Genomic DNA, 17,510 nt, shown 5'->3' on the forward strand with positions numbered 1-17,510 from the left:
TATTGTTTTGTCTTTACTTATTTAGATTCAAATACTGAAGTTCAAAATCTATTACAACACTTACTTTAATGCACAACAAAAAGTATCAACCACTTACATTGCGAGGGATTGGAGCGTAGGAGGGGCGACTCTGGGAGGATCAGCGGGACAGGTGAAACACCCTGCGAGCGAAGCGAAGGGGTGTGGTTCACCGCCCGCCCTCCAGAAAGCGTCCCCTCCGAAGCGCAAATCCCCACCCCAACACCTTACCAGCCTACCCAAATAAATAAAGAATACAAATTTCTCAGTAAACTCTTGCCAATTAATTATTCTATTAGTATAATGAATGAATTACTGAATGGTTATTCATTCACTTGTTAGGGAGATGAAAGCATGAATCTAGTTTCGAGCGTCCGACAAACAGCGCAGACCAAGCCAAGTAAAATTGCCTATCACTTCATGGGGAAAGACACGACATACGCAGAGTTCGACATGTCCGTATCCATGTTCGCCAACGCACTACAAGACCTGGGAGTCAAACACGGAGACAAAGTGGCATTCCTACTTGGTAACACGCCGCACTATCTAATCTCACTCTATGCCACTATGCGCATCGGAGCGACAGCTGTGCCGATTAATCCGCTGTACACACCGGATGAGATTTCATTCATCCTGGAAAATAGCGACGCCAAAGCCGTTATTGCGATCGATCAACTCTTGCCACTAGTAGAAGTAGCGAGCCAGTCATTCCCGACGATTGAGAACTATGTCGTCTGTGAAATGAGTCCGGATGCAGGGGAGAAGTTAGCGGCATTGCCTGATTCGGTTAAGCCGAAAGTTCATCCATTTAGCCTCTTGATGAAGCAATCGAAGCCATTGACGGAAGTGGTAGAAGTTGACAAAAATGAAAGCGCTATCATCTTGTATACATCTGGAACGACAGGTCGTCCGAAAGGTGCTATGCTGACACACAAAAATATTTTCTCGAATGCACGCGACGTAGGGGACTATTTAGGCTTCTCGGAAAACGATAAAATCGTAGCGACGTTGCCTTTATTCCACGTATTCGCGTTGACAGTAGTTGCGAATGCACCACTCGTTAAAGGAGCGACGATTTTACTAGAGCCGCGCTTTAGCCCAGGGGAAATTTTCCATATGATTCGCGAGCAAAAGGCAACCGTATTTGCGGGAGTGCCTACGATGTATAACTTCCTTTATCAATATCCAGAGGGGAAAACGGAAGACTTTGAATCCATCAGACTAGCTATTTCAGGTGGATCTTCATTGCCTGTTTCATTGCTGCATGATTTTGAAGAGAAGTTCCAAGTTCGTGTTTCAGAAGGCTATGGCCTATCGGAAGCATCACCTGTTACTTGTTTCAATCCATTAGATCGCGACCGCGTTCCGGGATCGATCGGCACGAACATCATGAATGTCGAGAACAAAGTCGTCGATGAAATGGGTGAGGAAGTGCCTGACAATGAAGTCGGCGAATTAATTGTACGCGGACCGAATGTCATGAAAGGGTATTATAAAATGCCTGAAGAAACAGCTGCCACAATCCGTGACGGTTGGCTCTATACAGGAGACTTGGCGCGACGAGATGAAAACGGTTACTTTTATATCGTAGACCGAAAGAAAGATATGATTATCGTTGGTGGATTCAACGTGTATCCTCGTGAAGTAGAGGAAGTGCTGTTCAGTCACCGCGATATTGTGGAAGCGGCAGTCGTTGGTGTGCCGGATATGAATTTTGGTGAAGAAGTACAAGCTTATGTAGTACTAAAGAAAGGTTCGGAAGCTACGGAAGAGTCGTTGCAAGAATTTTGTGCGAAACGTTTGGTGAAGTACAAAGTTCCGAAGTCCATTCAGTTCCTAGATGAATTGCCAAAGAACACAACAGGCAAGATTCTGCGCCGTTCATTAAAAGATCAAATCAAAATATAATAGTAAAGCAAACGAGTGATTAGACGGTAACCGTCGATCACTCGTTTTTTTGTCGTTCGTTCTTTACACATCCATTGCCAAGAGGAGTATCGTCTTGTTATGGTTTAGGGAGATACATTCAAGTAATAGGAGGGATTAGATGAAAAAACGGCAGGTAGCAATTGAAGATTTATTCGAAACGAAATCGGTAACGAATCCGGTACTGGCACCAAATGATCAAGAAGCGGTATTTACGGTAACGGAGTTAAATAGAAAAGACAATACGTATTATTCTGCTATTCACCATATCGAGTTGGAGACAGGCGCTGTGACGCGGTGGACGTATGGCAAACAGCAAGTACGTGCGCCGAAATGGTCTGCGGACGGCAAGAAACTTGCGTTTATATCGAATCGTAGTGACACGGATCAACTTTATGTCATGCAAAAGGCTGGCGGAGAAGCACGTGCATTGACGAGCTGTACAGAAGGAATTGATTCATTCGAATGGTCACCGTGCGGCAAGAAAATTTGGTTTGCGGGGACTGTTAGAACGGGCGAAACGTTTTCTACTACGGAGAAAAAAGAAGGTAAAATGCCACGGCCGATCCGCGTGACGAACATGAAATACAAAGCGGATTTCGTCGGAGTACTGCCGCAAGAAGTTTACACACAAATCGGCTATGTCGATATCGCAACTTGCGCCATCTTTGATTTTACGTCGGAACCATTCGATCATACGCTTGAAGCGGTGTCGCATGACGGCAAGCAGTTGGTGATGGCCGTCAATCGCAATAAAGACGTCGATCATGACTTCAGTTTACCGTTAGTGCTCGTGGATATCGAGACGAAAAACGAAACGGTGATCCTTGACGAACAAGGATACTTCGGTGAGGTTGCTTTCTCAAAAGACGATCGCTATATCGCGTACACAGGTTATGCTTTGACGTTCGCCAACGTTACACAAGCAGATGTATTCGTCTATGACCAATCAAACGGTCAGACGATGAATCTGACAGCAGGCATCGACGCACCGATCGGAGACGAAAGTATATCTGATCACTTGCAGCAAACGATCGCACCAGGTGTCGTCTGGACAGAAGACGAGCAACTTTATTTCCAACTATCGAGTATGGGGGATGTTCGTCTATATGCGGCTACACTTGACGGCGCCATTTATCCTGCGACGGGCGAAGAAGAACATGTCTACGGCTATGATGTCGCTACTAATGCTGAATTTGCTTTGCTAACGGTCAGCACGATGACGAACCCAGGAGAACTGTATCGTCAAACGATAGCGACAGGCGAACGGACGAAGCTGACTTCATTCAATGAAGACTGGTTGAAGAAAGTAGAGTTGGTGGAGCCTGAAACGATTCACTATACGAACGGCAATGCAAACGTTCAAGGGTGGCTCATGAAGCCAGCGAACTTTACAGAAGGCGAAACGTATCCGTTGATCGTTGAAATACACGGTGGACCGCATGCGATGTACGGCTTTACGTATTTCCATGAGATGCAGGTGCTCGCAGCAGAAGGCTATGGCGTTCTCTATCTTAATCCACGCGGCAGTCACGGCTATAGTCAGGCGTTTGTCGATGCAGTGCGTGGCGATTACGGTGGCGGTGGATACGAAGATATTATGGCAGGGCTAGATGAAGTGTTGAAAACCGAAAACTGGATCGACGAAACACGTCTTGGCGTAACAGGGGGGAGCTATGGTGGCTTCATGACGAACTGGATCGTCGGACATACCAATCGCTTCAAAGCAGCTGTTACGCAACGATCGATCTGTAACTGGATCAGTTTCTTCGGCGTATCGAATATCGGCTACTACTTCACAGACTGGCATTTACAAGCTGGAATGAAAGATGTCGACAAGTTATGGAACCAATCACCGCTAAAATATGCAGAGAACATCGAGACACCGTTATTGATTCTTCACGCAGAACGAGATTTCGTCTGTCCAATCGAACAAGCGGAGCAATTGTATATAACGCTGAAAGATTTAGGCAAAGAGACAGAATTTGTCCGTTTCCCCGAATCTGATCATAATTTGTCAAGAACAGGGAAGCCGAATCTACGAATTGCGCGATTAGAAGAGATTACCGGGTGGTTTAAACGTTATCTATAAGGTAATATGAGATTGTATGCCCGAACGGCTATACATGCGAAATATTGTGTGTATAATGAGATACGAATTAAACATATAAAAACTACTTGAGAAGAGGTTCTGCATGATGGAAGAGCAATTACTATACAGAATAGAGTCGGATTTTATCGGTGACAAGAAAGTACCACAAGACGCGTATTATGGAATTCAAACATTGCGCGCAGCGGAAAACTTCCCGATCACGGGCTATCGCGTCAACCGCGACTTGATCCGTGCGATTGCAATTGTTAAAAAATCAGCTGCACAAGCTAACCGCGACATTGGTCAATTGGACGCGAATCTTGCCGAAGCGATTATCCAGGCGTCTGAAGAAGTAATCAATGGCGGATTGCGTGACCAATTCCTCGTCGACCCGATCCAAGGTGGAGCAGGAACGTCGGTCAATATGAACGCAAACGAAGTCATCGCCAACCGTGCGCTTGAAATTCTTGGCCACCAAAAAGGCGAATATGACATCATTAGCCCGAACACGCACGTAAACATGGCGCAGTCGACAAATGATGCATTCCCAACAGCCATCCATATCGCAACATTAATGAAAGTAGATAAATTACTAGAAGTGATGGAATCTCTTCATAAAACGTACTTGAAAAAGTCCATTGAGTTCCAATCGGTCTTGAAAATGGGCCGTACACACTTGCAAGACGCGGTTCCGATCCGTCTTGGACAAGAATTCGAAGCCTACGCAATGGTACTACGTCGTGACATCGAACGCGTTCGTGTATCACGTGTCTATTTATATGAAATCAACATGGGCGCAACAGCTGTCGGAACTGGCCTAAACGCAGACCCACTATATATCAAAAAAGTAGCTAGCTATCTTTCTGAAAACAGTGGCTTCGAACTAAAGTCTTCCACACACCTAGTAGACGCAACACAAAACACAGACTCGTACGTTCAAGTATCGGCAGCACTACGCGGCACGATGCTGAACCAGTCGAAAATCTGTAATGACCTGCGCCTCATGGCATCCGGTCCACGCACAGGTTTATCCGAAGTTTCATTGCCTGCAAGACAGCCTGGATCATCCATCATGCCAGGTAAAGTCAACCCAGTAATGGCAGAAGTCATGAACCAAGTGTCGTTCCAAGTAGTCGGTAACGATATGACAATCGCTTTGGCGTCTGAAGCTGGCCAGTTCGAATTAAACGTCATGGAGCCAGTATTGGTGTTTAACTTGCTGCAGTCATTGAAGATCATGACAAACGTCTTCGGCGTATTCCGCGACTATTGCCTAGACGGCATCACGGCACACGTTGAGCACTTGGAAGAGTATGTGGAGAAGAGTATCGGTATCATCACAGCGATCAACCCTCACGTTGGGTATGAAGTGGCGTCAGAGATTGCAAAAGAAGCATTACTGACGAACAAGTCCATCCGCGAGATTTGTATCGAGAGAAATATCCTGTCTAAAGAAGATCTGGATACGATTCTCCATCCGTTCGAGATGACGAAGCCTGGTATTTCGGGTAAAGAGTTGTTGAAGAAGAAGATTATACTTTCTAAATAAGGCTTTGAACTAGATAGGATACTTTGGGTAGTGGTTCCGGGAATGAGGCTCCAGACGGGACGCTTTCCTGCGGGCATGGCTTGAGCTTCCTCGTCCGCTTCGCTACCTGCGGGATCTCAAGGCTCATGCTATTCCCGCGGGAGTCGCCCGTCTTCCGCCCCATTCCCTACTTTGGTAGTGGAAGACACTTAGAAATTGTACTGGTATTTTAAGTGCTAATTTCTATGTACTAATTTTTAAAAGACTTAATGTCATTGAATCTAACAATGTATCACCACTATCCAGTTGATTGGAGTGGAAGGCGGCGACTCTGGGAGGATCAGGGCGACAGGCGAGACAACTAAGAGAGCGCAGCGAACAGTTGGCTCACCGCGCCCCCTCCGGAACGCGTCCGCCTGCAACGGAAATCAACGGCATTCAGAACACTACCCATTTATTCACGTTTCTTTCTAATCTCCAACTACTTTAAGTAAGAAGGAGTATCCCGCTATGAAAGTGCATAACATTATGGAAGTCGTCGTCCGTGACGTCATCTCCAAGTATAAAAACGAACTCAACATGCCTTGCACATGCGACCATTGCATGAACGACGTGCTCGCCATGACGCTCAACAACGTCAAACCGCAATACATCGTCGAAGAATCAAACAGCGCCTACATCCGCGCCGTCCACGAAGCCGACCGTCAAGGGGCAACCGCCATCTTGACGAAAGTCGCTTGGGCTGCCGGTATCGTCGGGCAAAATCCTAGATGCGACAACATGAAAAATCCTTCCGATCAATAATCGGAAGGTTTTTTGCTTATCTCAATAACGAAACTGTATCTTTCAAATTACTATTCACCGAGTTGATCAACATCTGATCACCCTTCGAACGAATATCCTGCTGGACGAATGTCATCATTTCCTTCGCCACATCAGTATCAGCTAACTTCGAAAGGGAAGTCGTTAAATTGTTTTCAAACACCAATGCGTTCGTTAAGTGATGCTGAATGCCTTCCATTTCCGAACCGACTTTCGTCAGCGTGCTTGAAACGATATTGATTGCCTTGTCCATCGTGGAAATTAATTGTTCCGCGTCTGTCCGTGTCGCAAGTGACGCACCGTCCAAGCCTAGCTTTGTCGTACTGACGTCGATATTGCCAATCGTCATCTGCTGTCCTGGATTGGCACCAACTTGTAACTTGATCGCGGTATCATCGCCAAGGATTTTCATCGTATTGAACTCGAGTTTACCTGCCGTATCATCAATGGCTTGTAGTATTTGCGACAATTCTTCGCTACTCGCTTGACGATCATTATCAGTCAACGTGCCATTTGCAGAAGCTACTGCCAATTCACGTCCACGTTGCAAGAGATCATTGATATTATTCAAGCCTTCATTGGACACTTCAAGTACAGAAAGTCCGTCTTGCATATTGCGTTGCGCTTGGGATAATCCCTTAATCTGAGCCCGCATCGTTTCGGAAATGGCCATGCCGGAAGCGTTTTGACTTCCTTTTTCCACTTTCGAACCACTGCTGAGCTTAGCGAGCGTCTTTTCCATGTCCGTTGCATTCCTTTGCATACGGTTCGAGGAAAGCGCAATATTCTCTGAGCTGTGTATTCGCATCCCTTCACCCACTTTTACGTATTCTATTGTATATCTTCACTTATATCGTCCAAATTCATATAAAATGAACAAATCTGGTCGATAATAAAAGTAAAAATAGTATGGAGTGATCCCGCATGTACGTGAAACGTGCGATAACAGCCTATCAAACGACCGTCAGCACCACGACGCCAATGCTCGACACGATGATTGAGCTGTTGAATGAAATGGGCAATGTGCTACAAAGTATGCAAAATGAAATTAAACAGCAACCCACAATAGAATTATCCGATCCGTTAAAGAAACTTCAGTATGCGCTGTTCGAATTAATGGCCGTCCTTGATCATCAAACAGAAGAAGGGGAGCGGCTGTTTTTGTTGTATGTATTGCTGAATCAAACACTGGTTTCAGTGCAGTTGAATAGACGGTATGAGCTATTGCCGGAAATTCGCGGACAAGTGATTTTATTGTCTGAAGCTTGGACTGAAGTACGTCAGCATCAACGGTTGCAGCGCTATCAGACGGATACAGTATAAAGAGATTGTCTGAAAGCCCTGGGAATGGGGCTTATCTGACAATCTCTTTGGTGTTTTGATTGGGAGAGTTGCGGGTGGTGCTTATAGTTGCTGGGTGAGTGCTCTATTGGGGTGTATGTCCGCTCTATGCGGCAGTCTGAGTGCTCTATCCGTCCGTTTATCCGCTCTATGCGACAGGCTGAGTGCTCTATCGTGGCGTTTGTCCGCTCTATGCGATGGGTTGAGTGCTCTATCAGGAAGTTTGTCCGCTCTATGCGATGGGTTGAGTGCTCTATCCGTCCGTTTATCCGCTCTATGCGACAAGCTGAGTGCTCTATCAGGCTGTTTCTCCGCTCTATGGGACGAGCTGAGTGCTCTATCAAGCCATTTATCCGCTCTATCCCAAAACCATTACTTCCCCTTAAACACAGGTTTCCGCTTCTCCGAAAAAGCAATCAACGCTTCCACACGATCCTCGGTCGGCATCGTCATCTCATACGCCTTCCGCTCAATCGCAAGCCCCGTCTGCAAGTCCGCCATCATGCCTTGCTTGATCGCAAACTTCGCCTGTTGAATCGCAATCGGTCCGTTAGCGAGCAATGAACCTACAAACGTATTCACCGTCTCTTCCAATGAATCCAAAGGCGCTTTCTGCGTCACCATACCTAACTGTAACGCTTCTTCAGCGGATACGCGTCGAGCTGTCAAAATGAGCTCCATCGCTTTCGATTCACCAATCAATCGAGGCAACCGTTGCGTGCCGCCAGCTCCAGGAATAATCGCGAGTCCAGTTTCCGTCAATCCCATCACCGCAATGTCCGCTGCAATCCGGAAGTCACAAGCTAGTGCTAGTTCCATGCCACCACCGAATGCAAAGCCGTTGATGACCGCAATGGTTGGCTGGGGGAGTTGGTCAATCATCGTAAAGACGTCACCGATCTTGTTCAGATTGCGACGGACCATGGATTCCGTCAATGTCTTGCGTTCTTTTAAGTCAGCTCCCACGCTAAATGCTCTATCGCCGCTGCCTGTAAATACGACTACTCGCACGTCGGGATCGATCCGGATACCTTCGACTACTTGCCCAAGTTCGAGTAGTAGTTGGTAGTTGAATGCATTCATAGAATCGGGTCGGTTAAGTGTCACGTACGCTACTGCATCTTTTTGTTCGTAGATAATTTCCTGCATGGTCAAACGCCTCCTTGAAGTGTCTAGTCTAGTTACACGATAGCATGAAAGGGCTTACTTCGTCAGTTTTGAAGAGTGGAAGGGGAAGGGCATCGTTACGCTGCGTTCCAGGCGGACGCGTTCGGGAGGGCCCGCGGTAAGCCAACCAGTTCGCTTCGCTCTCTCTTGGTTGTCTTACCTGATCGGTCTGATCCTCCCCGAGTCGCCGCCTTCCACTCCGCTTCACTAGTGTTCTCTTTCAGATTGTGTCAGCTCAAAGTCTTATGTTGAACTTGAACTAGATCTTAGTCCTAAGTTCAATAAGTAACATGAAGTGCCACCCCACTAAAAGTAGGATTGGAGCGTAGGAGGGGGGCGACTCCGAGAGGATCAGCGTGAGCCTTGAGATCCCGCAGGTAGCGAAGCGGACGAGGAAGCTCAAGCCACGCCCTCCGGAAAGCGTCCCCCTCCGAAGCGCAAATCCTCTCCCGTATCCAATGTCCGCTTCACAGATGCCAACTCCAACGATTTCAGGTAGAATAAGTAACAGGAGTTGATCATATTGAAAACAGCGATTGTGACAGATACGACGGCGTATGTGCCGGATGACATAAAAGCAGAACTTGGGATCCATACCATCCCCTTACTCGTAACCATCGAAGGCAAAGAATTCAAAGAAGAAGTCGACCTTACAACCGAAGCATTCTACGAAATGGTACGCGGCAAAGGCCCGCTACCGAAAACATCACAACCCGCAATCGGTGACTTCCAAACCCTATACAGCGAACTCGCCAAAGACTACGACGCAGTCATTTCCATCCACCTTTCAAGCGGCATCAGCGGAACCTATATGGGCGCTGTACAGGCTGCCGAACTCGTGCCGGAAATTGAAGTGCTGCCGTTCGACTCGGAAATTTCAGCCTATCCCCAAGGCTTCTACGCCATCCGTGCTGCAGAGCTTGCGAATGAAGGCGTACACCCACATGCGATCATAGAAGAACTAAAAGAAATGCAAAAAGACGTCAGTGCCTATTTTATGGTGGCGGACTTATCGCATCTGCAACGTGGCGGTCGTTTATCCGGTGCACAGGCATTAGTTGGCGGCTTACTACAAGTAAAGCCGATCTTGCATTTCGTAGACAAAATCATCGTGCCGTTTGAGAAAATCCGTACGACGCGAAAAGCGATGAAGCGCATTTCAGATTTACTCGCGGAAGACGCAAAGAATTCATTGCTGGATGCAGCTGTGATCCATGCGAATCGCTATGACGACGCAGTAGAATGGAAGAAACAATTAGAAGAAAAACACCCGAATGTCGATTTCACGATCAGTCACTTTGGTCCGGTCATCGGCACCCATCTTGGAGAAGGGGCGATGGGACTCGGCTGGGTGAAACGACGCGGAACCTGAACAGGGGGAAGTACATGGCCGAACACTTAAAAGAATTTCTGGCAGGGCGCATTTGGTTGCGTCATCTTTTGCCGTTTTCGGAAACAGTCGTGGACGAAGCAATTAGTCAAGGCGACATCCATATAGAAAAAGGCGTGACAACGAAAAAAATATGGCATGGGACGCACTATCGTTGTCAGCGTTGCCATAATGAAAATCGGACTCGCTTCACCGTATTTATGTGTGCTCAATGCGAAGCACCGTGCGCTTACTGCAGAAACTGTCTGAACATGGGGCGGGTATCGTGCTGTTCCGATTTACTAACGTGGACAGGCACGCCACCCACTTATCCAACGACCCACCGTATGAACTGGCAAGGGAATTTAACACCTTCGCAGCAAAAAGCGACGAATGAATTGCTTGAAAGTACGAAACAAGGGGTATCTCATTTACTCTACGCGGTGTGTGGATCAGGGAAGACGGAAATGCTGTTTCAGCCTATTCACTATTTACTAAAAGAAGGCAAGCGGGTATGTCTCGCAGCACCGCGTGTGGACGTTATTTTGGAACTGTTGCCACGGTTAACGACGGCTTTTCCTGATACGAAAGTAGAAGCGTTGTATGGCGGGGCGGAAGTAGAACACTTCGACGCACAGCTGATTCTAGCGACGACCCATCAGCTCTATCGTTTTCACGAAGCGTTTGACGCGATCTTCGTTTATGAAGCCGACGCGTTTCCGTATACGGCGGATGAAACATTGCAGCGAGCGGTCCGAAAAGCCGCAAAACCGAATGCACCGATTCATTTCGTCACGGCAACTCCTTCGGGTCAGTTGCTTGCTATGAATAAAAAGCAAGGCAATATCTCCGTTCTCGCAAGACGTTATCACGGCCAGCCGCTACCGGTACCGCGAAGCGTTGCGTTATGGAATTACGAGAAGCAGCTGAAAAAGAAACGGATTCCAGCGAAATTACTACGCTGGACGACCGAACGTCTTGATAAGCAACAACCATTCCTCATCTTCTTTCATCAAATTGAACTGATGGAACTGGCGGAACCGTTATTTCAGCAACTCGATGAACGAATTTGTGCAGTTCATGCGGAACATGATGACCGCAAAGAACGCGTGCAGTTGCTGAGACAGAAAAAGATTCCCGGCCTCCTAACGACAACGATTCTCGAGCGGGGGATTACGATACCGAACGTGCAAGTGGCGGTTGTTGGGGCGGAGCAGACGATCTTCAATAAAGGCGCATTGATTCAAATCGGTGGACGCGTCGGTCGATCCGTTCCGAACACGTCAGGCGACTTTGTACTATTCCACCAAGGTATTACGCGCGCCATGGATGAAGCAAAACGGGAAATCCGCAAGCTGAACCATACTGAGGTGCCGCAATGACGTGTTTAATCTGCGACAAACCTCTGCACGACCAGCCCACTTGGCAACATTTCCTCGGTATTCAGAAAGACACATCCGCTTGTCCCATCTGTTTTGAGAAGTTCGAACGCATCGATTGTATCGAACAAGACGACGTACTCGATTCTGTTCATTCGCTCTATGCATATAATGAAGCAGCGAGAGAGTACTTGCACCAGTTCAAGTTCATGCAAGACGTGGCGCTCGCACAAATCTTCGCGTCGTCGTTACGTAGCGTACTGAACAATTCCAAGAAAATCATCGTGCCGATTCCTATGCATCCGATCAATAAAATAAGGCGAACTTTTTCTCAAGTGGATGCGTTACTAGAAGCAGCGAATATTCCGTATCAATCACTACTCGGGAAAACGACGGAATCGGTTATGGGTGAAAAATCTCGTAGCGAACGCTTGGCGATGACTGAACTATTTCAAGTAACGGCCGATATACCAAGTAATGAAGCAGTGTATGTGCTTGTGGACGATATTTATACGACGGGTACAACATTGCGTCACGCGGCACGAGCACTGAAACAGCGTGGGATACACCGAGTAGAAGCTGTGACGTTATTCAGACCTATAAGAGAGAAGTGATGGAGATGGCGGAAGCAAGAAATTGTCCGACATGTGGCAGTATGTTTAATTACACGGGCCTTCGGGATGTTTGTTCAACGTGTGCACAGGCGGAAGAGACGATGTATGAATCGGTTTATAAGTTTTTACGCAGACGAGAAAACCGTGCAGCGAATATTGACCGGATCGTCGAAGTTACAGGCGTGACGGAAGAATTACTGCATCGCTGGGTACGTAAAGGAAGACTGCAGCCTGCATTATTCCCGAACTTAGGCTACCCATGTGATAAATGTGGCGCATTAACATCGACGGGCAAGATCTGTGACAAATGTACGGAAGAGATTCAAGCGGATCTACGGACGTTTGACGCAGCGGTTGAACTTCGTGAAGCAATTAAAGCGCAAGACAAAGGCGCGTACCATGCACAAAAAGACCGAGGATGACAAGCAAGCGATACGAGCAGTTGGTACTGCTCGTTTTTTCGTCCAAAAGTCTCTAAACTTTTCGGTAAATCTGCCGAAATAAAGAGTAGGACCCAAATGCAACGTAAGATTTGAAAGGAGCGAGACGTATGAAAGTAGAAGGATTCAAACCACAAGCTGTCAATCCATATAGGAGTCAGCAAATGAAAGTAGATCAGACAAAGCAAGCAGCACAAGTGAAAACAGATAAACTCGAAATTTCATCGGAAGCGAAAAAGTTATCTGCGGCTTCACCGATTGAATCGGCTAGACAACAACGTGTGCAGGAACTAAAAGCGCAAGTGCAGTCTGGAGACTATCAAGTAGATGCGAGCAAACTCGCTTCGAATATGCTGTCGTATTTCAATAAGCTATAAAGAAAGTAGGGTTACACATGTCCATTGAACCAATTTTGACAACGCTCAATCACTTGGAAACACTGCATACGAGCTTGCTCCGTCTTTCAAACGACAAGACCGCATTGCTAAAAAGCGGCGACATCGAGGGAATTGACCAGCTGTTGAAGGAGGAGCAATCTCACCTAGCGGCTATTGTGCAAATGGACCAGAAGCGTGTACAGGAAGTGAAGCAGTATTTGACCGCACAAGGAAGTGCAGTACCTGCCGAACCGACGATGACACAATTAATCGAACTGGCAAGAATTCCGGACAAAGATCCGTTAGCAGAGGCGAGGGACCGTCTCCTGCATGCGATTCATGAGTTGAAACAGCAAAACGACCTCAACCAGCAACTGACCTACCAATCTCTTCAATTTGTGAATCTATCGCTGGACATGGTCCGTCCGCGTCCGGAAACCGTCAACTATTCGAAAAACGAAGTACAAGGGCAGTCACAAAGCGGAGCCAAAACGAAGCTCTCTTCATTCGACTCCCAAGCATAAGGAGGACACAACATGCGCTCGACATTCATGGGACTTGAAACTAGCAAACGCGGATTGTATACACAGCAATCCGCTCTTTATACGACAGGGCATAATATTGGGAACGCGAACACGCCTGGTTACTCACGACAGCGTGTGAACATGCAGTCGACTTCTGGGTTTCCAGGAGTAGGAATGAATGCAGGCACGATGCCAGGATTCCTTGGGACAGGTGTAGAAGCAGGGAGTATTCAGCGGATTCGTGACTCGTTTGTAGATCATCAGTTTCGTAGTGAATCAACGAAGCTCGGCTACTGGGAATCTCGTTCGAATGCGATTGCGCAGATGGAAGATGTCATTGGTGAGCCTTCTGAGTATGGGTTGCAGCAGTCGATGAGCGACTTTTGGCAATCTTTGCAGACACTTGCGGCGAATCCGGAGAACGGTGGAGCTCGCGCGGTAGTTGTAGAGCGTGGAGCTGCGGTGGCGGATTCGTTTAATTATATTTATAAATCTGTTTCTGAGATTAAAGGAAACTTAGGCGATGAAATTGACTTTGGTACGAAGACGATCAATTCTTTGCTTAGTCAAATTGGTGAGTTAAATAAACAAATCGCTACGGTAGAACCGAATGGTTATTTACCGAATGATTTATATGATGCACGTGATGGGTTACTGGATCAGTTATCGAGTTTAGTGCCGATTGAAACTAGTTATGAAAAAACTGGGGGACGTGCGCCTGCTATTGCGGAAGGTACGGTCACAGTTAAAATTAAGACAACTGGTGACGCTATTACAGTAGTTCAAAAAGATAAAGTAGCAGAAATGAGCATAAATGGTAAAGTGGATGGTACTTTGCCTACTGCGATGACAGGCTTTACATTTACAGGCGGACCGATTACAGAACCAGAAGGCAAGTCGCTAGATGTTAACGACATGGTCAAGAGTGGAGAATTGAGATCGCTTGTAGAGTCGTATGGCTATGTGGATAAAAATGCACCTGCAGCTGATAATATAAAAGGCTTATATCCCGAGATGATGGCGAAATTGGATAAAATGGCGAATGCATTTGCGGAAGCCTTTAATAAGGTTCATGAAAGTGGAACTGACTTAAATGGTGATGGAGGGAAGCCTTTCTTTGTCAAGAATGATAACACGGGTAAATTCACTGCAAGTAATATATCCGTAAACGAAGCTATACGCAAAGACCCTAACTTATTGGCTGCGTCTACTTCACCAATAGGCAGTGCAGAAGTCGGTAATGGCCAAAATGCTAAAAACCTTGGGGATGTATTCTTCGATAAAAAAGTTGGATTAGACGGATCTAGCGTGCAAAGCTTCTACGCACAAGCCATCGGGCAACTCGGCGTAGAAGGACAACAAGCCATCAAAATGACCGATAGCTCCGGTACATTATTATTGTCCGTTTCCAACAGACGCGACTCAATCAGTTCCGTCTCACTAGACGAAGAAATGACCGACATGATCCGCTTCCAACAAGCATACAACGCATCTGCCCGTATGATTACCGTGATGGATGAAGCACTCGACAAAATCATCAACGGAATGGGTACGGTAGGCAGATAATGAAGGAGGAATTCTCATGCGTGTAACACAATCCATGCTATCTCAAAACATGCTGCGTAACTTATCCGGCAGCTACAATAAAATGGGTAAGCTACAAGAACAATTGAATACAGGTAAGAAAGTTACTCGTCCATCCGATGACCCTGTTGTCGTGATGAAAGGCATGGGGTATGGCATGCAAGTGAACAAAGTTGAACAGTATCAAAAGAACATGGGTGAAGTGAACAACTGGCTCGATAGTTCGGATGATGCGCTAGACGGAGTGGGACAAGTGTTGCAACGATTAAAAGAGCTTGCTACGAATGCTTCCAATACTGGTGCGATGACAGAGACTGATCGCAAGGCAATTGAAACAGAAGTCGGGCAACTGCGTGAGCATCTACAGGATGTCGCAAATACTAAAGTAGGAGACAAACATATCTTCAGTGGAAGTATGACGGATAAGCCACTTTACAACAAAGAAAACAAAAGCTTCGAAACTGGTGATGCATACAAAAGCGATGTGTCGATTGAAGTATTTGACGGAGTTAATCTGCGCGTAAGTACGGACGTCAGCAAAATGTTCAGTGATATCGACGGCCTGCTCGATAAAGTCAAAGATCTTACTGGTACCGGTTCGTCTAATGACGGAAACAGCTTTGGTAAAATGATCAGCGATATCGACGGTCAATTGGATGTTGTTCTTTCAAAACGCGCAGATATCGGTGCCCGTTCGAACCGCGCAGAACTAATGCATAACCGTCTCGAAATGCAAGAAGGCGCCGCAAAAAAGCAGCGTTCCCAAAATGAAGACGTCGACTATGAAAAAACGATTACGGACCTGATCACATCAGAGTCCATCCATCGTGCCACATTATCAGTAGGCGCACGAATCATGCAACCTTCTTTAATGGATTTCTTGCGCTAACAAACTAGGCGGACACTGTGCAAGTGTCCGCTGTTTTTTATACAGAAAAGTAAGGGAAGGTGGAGAACGTGAACATACCGCAGCTTCAAATCCAAACGACACCTGCAAAAATCGACTTGCAGGTGACAAAGCCTGTCCAAGAAATTCAGCAGCCGAAAGCTACATTAAGCATAGAACAGCCAGCAGCGATTCTTGAAATGTCCACCACACGTCCGCAACTATCACTCGATACAACAGAAAACCGTGCGGATCTAGACTTAAAAAGTGTATTCCGTCGCACTTCTGAAAACGCGCAATACGGTATGCAGAAAGTGCAAGAAGGTGCAGGGCGCCGCGCACAAGAAGGCCAACAACTCATGAAAATCGAGAACGGTGCTTCGATTGCGGACATCGTCAAACAAAATACCGAGCGTCCCATGGCGGATATGCAAGTGAAATTTGTTGGAGACCGTACGAAAGTAAAAATGAGCTTTTCTGAAGGATCACTGGATATTAATGTGACACCGCAGAAGCCGAAAATTGATTCGCAAATCAACAAACCGATCCACAATTACACACCTGGGAAAGTATCCGTTGAAATGGCACAGTACGGATCGATTCAAATTGATTGGAAAGCTTAATAAAGGAGAGATATCTAGTGACACCACAATTAAAAAAAATCACAACAAAATTCCACGACAAAATAGAAGTAGATCTATCCAAAGCATGGCATTTCCCAAAAGGCCTTCCAGGATTTGAAGACGAAGAAGAATTCGTCATCTTGCCAATCGGAGATAATCAACAATTTCAAGTATTGCAGTCGACAAAAGAAGCAGGCGTAGCATTCGTCGTAGCGAATCCGTACAAAATCGTAGAAGAGTATGACTTCAAAGTAGATGATCCAACAATTGATTTACTGGGAGTGAAAAGCCCGGAAGAATTAATGGTACTCGGCATCGTCTTCATTAAAGAACCTTTTGAAGAATCTACCATCAACCTACAGGCACCACTTCTGTTCCACACAAACAACAGAAAAGCTAAACAAATGGTATTGAATGATAAGCGCTATCTTATCAAGCATCCAATCGATGAAAAGAAATTGGATGAAATGAAAGAAAAAACAACTAGCGGAAAGAGTGAATAATATGTTAGTACTCTCACGCAAAGCAGGCGATACGATTAAAATCGCAGACAATATAGAAGTGAAGATTTTGGAAGTAAAAGGCGATACGGTACGGGTGGGTATAGAGGCACCTAAGTCAGTGGATATTGTACGTGGTGAACTGATTCAATCTATTAAAGAAACGAATACCGAATCCCTGACATTAGATATTGATTGGTACTCAAAACTAAAAGATAAAAAGTAAACACAAATAGAATATCTAGAAAGCAAGCGCCATCTTTTCTTCACATTTCAAATAAATTGAAAAAAGATTTATTAAACTACTAAACACTCTAGTC

18 protein-coding genes are annotated in these 17,510 nt (G+C 46.2%); 16 read left to right on the forward strand and 2 right to left on the reverse strand.

From position 1 onward, the window contains the following. The first annotated feature begins 372 nt into the window (after positions 1-372). From CSV76_RS12425 to CSV76_RS12440, 4 genes are all read left to right on the forward strand, one after another. Entirely contained in the window at positions 373-1,926 is a 1,554-nt protein-coding gene (locus CSV76_RS12425) for a fatty acid--CoA ligase family protein (protein WP_099625768.1), read from the forward strand. A 139-nt stretch (positions 1,927-2,065) separates the two neighbouring features. Then, positions 2,066-4,036 (forward strand): S9 family peptidase, encoded by a 1,971-nt coding sequence (locus tag CSV76_RS12430; RefSeq protein ID WP_099625769.1) that lies wholly within the window; start codon positions 2,066-2,068, stop codon positions 4,034-4,036. Between the two features lie 103 nt (positions 4,037-4,139). Further along, a complete protein-coding gene (gene aspA / locus CSV76_RS12435) occupies positions 4,140-5,585 on the forward strand; it encodes an aspartate ammonia-lyase (protein WP_085428377.1) in 1,446 nt (481 codons plus the stop codon). Between the two features lie 489 nt (positions 5,586-6,074). After that, positions 6,075-6,368 (forward strand): late competence development ComFB family protein, encoded by a 294-nt coding sequence (locus CSV76_RS12440; RefSeq protein ID WP_099625770.1) that lies wholly within the window; start codon positions 6,075-6,077, stop codon positions 6,366-6,368. A 16-nt stretch (positions 6,369-6,384) separates the two neighbouring features. Here the strand turns inward: CSV76_RS12440 and CSV76_RS12445 are convergent, their stop codons facing one another. Continuing rightward, entirely contained in the window at positions 6,385-7,194 is an 810-nt protein-coding gene (locus CSV76_RS12445; RefSeq protein WP_085428379.1) for a flagellin, read from the reverse strand. 116 nt (positions 7,195-7,310) lie between these two features. Here CSV76_RS12445 and CSV76_RS12450 point away from each other — a divergent pair, with 116 nt between their 5' ends. Then, positions 7,311-7,709 carry a flagellar protein FliS gene (locus CSV76_RS12450; protein WP_099625771.1) on the forward strand — a complete coding sequence of 133 codons (399 nt, stop codon included), beginning with the start codon at positions 7,311-7,313 and terminating at the stop codon, positions 7,707-7,709. 390 nt (positions 7,710-8,099) lie between these two features. On the opposite strand, the gene CSV76_RS12455 is transcribed toward CSV76_RS12450, so the two are convergent. Next, positions 8,100-8,876, reverse strand: a complete 777-nt coding sequence (locus CSV76_RS12455; protein WP_099625772.1) for an enoyl-CoA hydratase-related protein — start codon at positions 8,874-8,876, stop codon at positions 8,100-8,102. A 541-nt stretch (positions 8,877-9,417) separates the two neighbouring features. Between CSV76_RS12455 and CSV76_RS12460 the strand changes: the two genes are divergently transcribed. The 11 genes from CSV76_RS12460 (at position 9,418) to csrA (ending at position 17,416) form a co-directional block, all read left to right on the forward strand. After that, complete coding sequence (locus CSV76_RS12460; RefSeq protein ID WP_085428382.1) at positions 9,418-10,266, forward strand: DegV family protein; 849 nt, start codon at positions 9,418-9,420, stop codon at positions 10,264-10,266. Positions 10,267-10,280: 14 nt separating this feature from the next. Beyond that, positions 10,281-11,645 (forward strand): ATP-dependent helicase ComFA, encoded by a 1,365-nt coding sequence (locus CSV76_RS12465; protein WP_199173063.1) that lies wholly within the window; start codon positions 10,281-10,283, stop codon positions 11,643-11,645. Further along, positions 11,642-12,256: a ComF family protein gene (locus CSV76_RS12470; protein ID WP_099625773.1), complete on the forward strand. Its 615-nt coding sequence runs from the start codon at positions 11,642-11,644 to the stop codon at positions 12,254-12,256. The genes CSV76_RS12465 and CSV76_RS12470 overlap by 4 nt, the downstream gene beginning before the upstream one ends. A gap of 5 nt (positions 12,257-12,261) precedes the next feature. Beyond that, positions 12,262-12,678: a TIGR03826 family flagellar region protein gene (locus CSV76_RS12475; RefSeq protein ID WP_099625808.1), complete on the forward strand. Its 417-nt coding sequence runs from the start codon at positions 12,262-12,264 to the stop codon at positions 12,676-12,678. Between the two features lie 128 nt (positions 12,679-12,806). Beyond that, positions 12,807-13,073 (forward strand): flagellar biosynthesis anti-sigma factor FlgM, encoded by a 267-nt coding sequence (gene flgM, locus CSV76_RS12480; RefSeq protein ID WP_099625774.1) that lies wholly within the window; start codon positions 12,807-12,809, stop codon positions 13,071-13,073. Positions 13,074-13,090: 17 nt separating this feature from the next. Further along, positions 13,091-13,597, forward strand: a complete 507-nt coding sequence (locus CSV76_RS12485; protein WP_085428385.1) for a flagellar protein FlgN — start codon at positions 13,091-13,093, stop codon at positions 13,595-13,597. 12 nt (positions 13,598-13,609) lie between these two features. Further along, positions 13,610-15,163, forward strand: a complete 1,554-nt coding sequence (gene flgK, locus CSV76_RS12490) for a flagellar hook-associated protein FlgK (RefSeq protein WP_099625775.1) — start codon at positions 13,610-13,612, stop codon at positions 15,161-15,163. 16 nt (positions 15,164-15,179) lie between these two features. Next, positions 15,180-16,070, forward strand: coding sequence for a flagellar hook-associated protein FlgL (flgL, locus tag CSV76_RS12495; RefSeq protein ID WP_099625776.1), 891 nt, complete (start codon positions 15,180-15,182; stop codon positions 16,068-16,070). A gap of 68 nt (positions 16,071-16,138) precedes the next feature. Continuing rightward, on the forward strand, positions 16,139-16,690 hold the full coding sequence (locus CSV76_RS12500; protein ID WP_099625777.1) for a DUF6470 family protein: 552 nt from the start codon (positions 16,139-16,141) through the stop codon (positions 16,688-16,690). Between the two features lie 17 nt (positions 16,691-16,707). Beyond that, positions 16,708-17,193 carry a flagellar assembly protein FliW gene (gene fliW, locus CSV76_RS12505; protein WP_099625778.1) on the forward strand — a complete coding sequence of 162 codons (486 nt, stop codon included), beginning with the start codon at positions 16,708-16,710 and terminating at the stop codon, positions 17,191-17,193. A gap of 1 nt (position 17,194) precedes the next feature. Further along, positions 17,195-17,416, forward strand: a complete 222-nt coding sequence (csrA, locus tag CSV76_RS12510) for a carbon storage regulator CsrA (RefSeq protein ID WP_099625779.1) — start codon at positions 17,195-17,197, stop codon at positions 17,414-17,416. The last annotated feature ends 94 nt before the right edge of the window (positions 17,417-17,510 follow it).

The sequence above is a fragment of the Sporosarcina sp. P17b genome (assembly GCF_002743115.1).
GTDB lineage: Bacteria > Bacillota > Bacilli > Bacillales_A > Planococcaceae > Sporosarcina > Sporosarcina ureae_C.